Below are 4,906 nucleotides of genomic sequence, written 5' to 3' on the forward strand. Positions count from 1 at the left end.
GGCCAGGGATGCCGCCGCCGCGGCCCTGCGTCGGGCCAAGCCGAACCAGATCAACTGACCCCGCGGGCCCTACGACACTGCTGCACCCGACGCAGCACTGACACAGGCGCCAGGGCCCCTTCGCGGCGGGACACCCCCTCGCGCTCAGTCGACGACGACGATCCCGAGCTCCAGCGCCAGGGCGTCGGCGAGGTCGATGACCTGGGAGCGGCTCAGCGTCGCGCCCTTGAGCCCGGCGAGCCCGACCGGCGAACGCAGCGTCGCCCCCGAGAGGTCGAGCGCGGCGTACCTCCCACGACCGAAGGTCGGCGCCACCAGCGTGCAGCCCTCGAAGGTCAGCCCGTCGACCGTGGCCTCCTGCAGGTCGAGCTCGACGACGACGCAGTCGACGAACGCGACGTCCTTGAGGCGGGCCCCGCGCAGGTTGAGGAAGTCGACCTTGCCCCCGCGCACCGTGACGTCACGCCACGTCGAGCCCCAGGCCGAGACGGCCGCGAGGCGGCAGCCCTCCATCGTCGTCTCGACGAGGCTCGCCTCCACGAGACTCACGCCGACGCCGGCCACTCGCTGCCACTCGGACTCGGACCAGCGCGACCCCTCGAGGTGCGCCTCGTCGAGCGTGCCCCCGAGCACCGAGCACTCGAGGAACGTGTGGCCCTCGGCGTGCGCGCCGGTGAAGTCCGTGCCCTCGAAGCGCACGGCGTCGTGATGGTGGTCTCGGGTGGTGAAAACGGCTTCACCAAAGAGTGTCTGGTCGGCGGCTGACGGCATACGGTGAGTCTGGCAGCCGCGACCGACGCTCCATCGCATCGACGCCTGCCGGCCTCCACACCGCGGTGGTACCGCCTGCACAGCAAGGATCGACATGGCAGACAGCACGCCCGACCCTGACTTCAAACCCGGCCTCGAGGGCGTCATCGCCTTCGAGTCGACCATTGCCGAGCCGGACAAGGAGGGCGGGGCACTCCGCTACCGCGGCGTCGACATCAACGACCTCGTCGGTCACGTCGACTTCGCCCACGTCTGGGGGCTCCTCGTCGACAACGAGTTCGACCCCGGGCTCCCGCCCGCCGAGCCCTACCCGCTGCCCGTGCACACCGGGGACGTACGCGTCGACGTCCAGTCCGCGCTCGCCATGCTCGCGCCCGTGTGGGGTTTCAAGCCGACGCTCGACATCGACGACGAGGAGGTGCGCGACAACCTGGCCCGCGCCGCCGTCATGGCGCTGTCGTTCGTCGGGCAGTCGGCTCGGGGCCTCGACAAGCCGATGGTCCCGCAGAGCGAGGTCGACAAGGCCCGCACCATCACCGAGCGGTTCATGATCCGCTGGCGCGGCGAGCCCGACCCGAAGCACGTCGAGGCCGTCGACGCCTACTGGGTCTCCGCCGCCGAGCACGGCATGAATGCCTCGACCTTCACGGCCCGCGTCATCACCTCCACCGGCGCCGACGTCGCCGCAGCCCTCTCGGGGGCGGTCGGCGCCATGTCAGGGCCGCTCCACGGCGGGGCGCCGTCCCGCGTGCTCCACATGCTCGACGGCGTCGAGCAGCAGGGCGACGCGACGGCCTACGTCAAGGGGGTCCTCGACAAGGGCGACCGCCTCATGGGCTTCGGCCACCGCGTCTACCGCGCGGAGGACCCGCGCGCCCGCGTGCTCCGCTCGGCGTGTGAGCGTCTCGGCGCCCCGCGCTACGAGGCCGCTGCCGCCCTCGAGAAGGCCGCGCTCGAGGAGCTGCACGCACGCCGGCCCGACCGGGTGCTCGCGACGAACGTCGAGTTCTGGGCCGCCGTCATCCTCGACTTCGCCGAGGTGCCACCCTCGATGTTCACGCCGATGTTCACCTGCGCCCGCACCGCCGGATGGTCGGCGCACATCCTCGAGCAGAAGCGGACGGGCCGCCTCATCCGGCCGTCGTCCCGCTACATCGGCGAGGGCCCGCGCAAGCCCGAGGACGTCGCCGGCTGGACGCCGGACATCTCGCACTGAGTGGTGGTGCGCGGCCCGAGTGGTGGTGCGCGGCGTCAGTCCGGCGATGCGCCGTCACGCCGGTGATAGGCGAACGCCACCGTCGCCACCACCAGGAGCGCGGCGCCGAAGACCCAGTCCGCCAGGCCGTCCGGAGCCAGGACCGGGCGCGCGAGACGGGGCGGCGGGGGCCAGAGGCCGGACCTCCCTGTCGCCTCCGACATCGGCTCGGCGGCCAGGGCCGTCGCGACGCCGAGAACAAGTCCGGCGCCGGCCGCGATCAGCGCGGCCAACGATCGCGTTGCGTTTCGTAGGAACATGCTTCGGCCTTCCGTCGGGGCCAGACCCGTCGGCGAGCGTTCCGGCCCATCCAGCATCCCGCCGGTCGGGTCGGGAGACAACGACGTTCCGCGCCGCGGGCAGCCATGCGGCCGGGCGTCCCACGCAACGATCACCGGTGTCCAAGGGGTGGGCAGCTGGGGTTCAATGGCCGCGGTGACACCGGTGTCATCCGCCCTCAACACGTCCGCCACCTGCTCGCAACGTGGCCGCACTCCCAAGGTGAATCCGTGACCGAAGCGCCAGCCGTGACCCCGCCCATCACCATCCCGGCCGGGCTGCTGCCCGCCGACGGACGGTTCGGGTCCGGCCCGTCCAAGGTGCGCCCCGAGCAGCTCGACTACCTCGTCTCCCTCGGCCGCACGGTGCTCGGCACCTCGCACCGCCAGGCACCGGTCAAGAACCTCGTCGGCGAGGTCCGATCTGGCCTGCGCGACCTCTTCTCCCTGCCCGACGGTTACGAGATCATCCTCGGCAACGGTGGCTCGACCGCCTTCTGGGACATCGCCGCCTTCGGCCTCGTGCGCGAACGCTCGCAGCACCTCGCGTTCGGTGAGTTCTCGAGCAAGTTCGGCAACGTGACCGCGGCGGCGCCGTTCCTCGGCGAGCCGACGATCGTCAAGGCCGACCCCGGCACGCTCGCGACGCCGCACGCCGAGGCCGGCGTCGACGCCTACGCGTGGCCGCACAACGAGACCTCGACCGGCGTCATGGCCCCCGTCAAGCGGGTCGAGGGCGCCGACGACGACGCACTCGTGCTCATCGACGCCACGTCCGGCGCGGGTGGCCTGCCGGTCGACATCACGGAGACGGACGTCTACTACTTCGCCCCCCAGAAGTGCTTCGCCTCCGACGGCGGCCTGTGGCTTGCCGCCTTCTCCCCCGCCGCCCTGGCCCGCGTCGAGCAGATCGCCGCCACCGGCCGCTGGGTCCCTGACTTCTTCAGCCTGCCGACCGCGATCGACAACTCGCTGAAGAACCAGACCTACAACACGCCGTCGCTCAGCACCCTCGCCCTGCTCAACGCACAGCTGCGCTGGATGCTCGGCAACGGCGGCCTCGACTGGGCCACCGCCCGCACCAAGGACTCCTCGAGCCGGCTCTACGACTGGGCAGAGCGGACGAGCTGGACGACCCCCTACGTGGTCGACCCCGCCGCCCGCTCGCAGGTCGTCGGCACCGTCGACCTCGACGACTCGATCGACGCGGCAGCGGTCGCCAGCACGCTGCGTGCCAACGGCATCGTCGACGTCGAGCCCTACCGCAAGCTCGGCCGCAACCAGCTGCGCGTCGCGATGTTCCCGGCCGTCGACCCCGAGGACGTCACGAAGCTGACGCAGGCGATCGACCACGTGGTGTCCGCCCTGGGTTGACCCGCCCCAGCCCGGATCGAAAGAGCGATTCGTCCGCGATCGCGTGGAGGTCAGCTTCGCGCCGAGTCGGACGAATCGCTCTTTCGATTGGGAGGGTCGGGCGGCGTGACCTTCGCGTAGGTGCCTCGTTGACCTGAGCAGACCGCCAACGGGGGCGGCGAAGTGCATCGAGGAGTTCCCATGGTCCGCATCGTCCGCGCAGGCACCACCGCGCGCCGGGTCGCTGCCGCCGTTCCGGTCATCGCCCTGGTCACGGCCGGCATCACGTTCGCCGCCACCCGCGGCACCGATTCCGTCCAGCCGACATCAGCCATCACCGTGCCCGACCAGGCCATCACCGAGGGCAGCCCGCTCTACCCGCAGGCGGGTCCCGCCCCCGCACCGATGCAGCTGCCCCCGATCTACCAGACCTTCACCCAGGACTACGCGCGCGTCGACGTGCCGCCCGAGGCGCGGGGTGCGATCTCCGCCATCGCCTCGCTGGCCCCGGTCCGTCTGGACGCGAACGGCATACCTTCGGTGGCCCTCGCCGCCTACCAGCGCGCTGCCGGCGTCCTTGACGGCATCAAGCCGGGCTGCGGTGTCGACTGGGCGCTGCTCGGCGCCATCGGACGCGTCGAGAGCAACCACGCGCGCTTCGGCGGCAACGTCCTCGACGCGAGCGGCATCGCCCGTCCCGGGATCATCGGGATCCCGCTCGACGGCTCGGAGGGCACCGCCCGGATCACCGACACCGACGGCGGCGCCCTGGACCGGGACGCCGTCTACGACCGTGCCGTCGGGCCCATGCAGTTCATCCCGTCCTCGTGGAAGCTGGCCGGACGCGACGGCGACGGGGACGGTGTCGCCAACCCGCAGAGCCTCACCGACGCCGTGACGGGTGCCGGCGTCCTGCTGTGCTCGGGTGGCACGGACCTGCGACAGCCCGGCGCCGCCTACAAGGCCGTGATGCGCTACAACCAGTCCGACACGTACGTCCGCACGGTCCTGTCCATCGCCGACGCGTACCGCCGCGGCGTCACCGTGGTCCCGATGAGCGCGCTCCCCGCTGCGCGCCCCGCTTCCGGCACCGGCTCGGCCACCCCGGACGGCTCCGGCTTCGCGTATGCCGGTTCGCCGGCCCCGCGTCCGGCGACTTCGTCGAGCGCACGCCCCGCACCGAGCTCCTCGGCGAAGCCGTCACCCGCACCTTCCGGCCCGAAGCCCTCGGGGTCGCCCTCGCCGAAGC

5 protein-coding genes are annotated in these 4,906 nt (G+C 72.0%); 3 read left to right on the forward strand and 2 right to left on the reverse strand.

What is annotated here, in order from left to right; all coding sequences use genetic code 11:
• Positions 1 to 144: 144 nt before the first annotated feature.
• Complete coding sequence (locus tag AC1DP0_RS18050; RefSeq protein ID WP_478087078.1) at positions 145 to 771, reverse strand: pentapeptide repeat-containing protein; 627 nt, start codon at positions 769 to 771, stop codon at positions 145 to 147.
• Between the two features lie 94 nt (positions 772 to 865).
• Between AC1DP0_RS18050 and AC1DP0_RS18055 the strand changes: the two genes are divergently transcribed.
• Positions 866 to 1,987: a citrate synthase 2 gene (locus AC1DP0_RS18055; RefSeq protein WP_478087080.1), complete on the forward strand. Its 1,122-nt coding sequence runs from the start codon at positions 866 to 868 to the stop codon at positions 1,985 to 1,987.
• A 35-nt stretch (positions 1,988 to 2,022) separates the two neighbouring features.
• Here the strand turns inward: AC1DP0_RS18055 and AC1DP0_RS18060 are convergent, their stop codons facing one another.
• A complete protein-coding gene (locus AC1DP0_RS18060) occupies positions 2,023 to 2,499 on the reverse strand; it encodes a hypothetical protein (protein WP_478087082.1) in 477 nt (158 codons plus the stop codon).
• A gap of 54 nt (positions 2,500 to 2,553) precedes the next feature.
• Here AC1DP0_RS18060 and serC point away from each other — a divergent pair, with 54 nt between their 5' ends.
• Together serC and AC1DP0_RS18070 are read left to right on the forward strand one after the other, a co-directional pair.
• Positions 2,554 to 3,678: a phosphoserine transaminase gene (gene serC, locus AC1DP0_RS18065; protein WP_478087089.1), complete on the forward strand. Its 1,125-nt coding sequence runs from the start codon at positions 2,554 to 2,556 to the stop codon at positions 3,676 to 3,678.
• Between the two features lie 180 nt (positions 3,679 to 3,858).
• Positions 3,859 to 4,906, forward strand: a 1,048-nt coding sequence (locus AC1DP0_RS18070; protein WP_478087086.1) for a lytic transglycosylase domain-containing protein, incomplete at its 3' end; no start/stop codon positions are given.

It is taken from the genome of Terrabacter sp. P5_B1, from assembly GCF_056400505.1.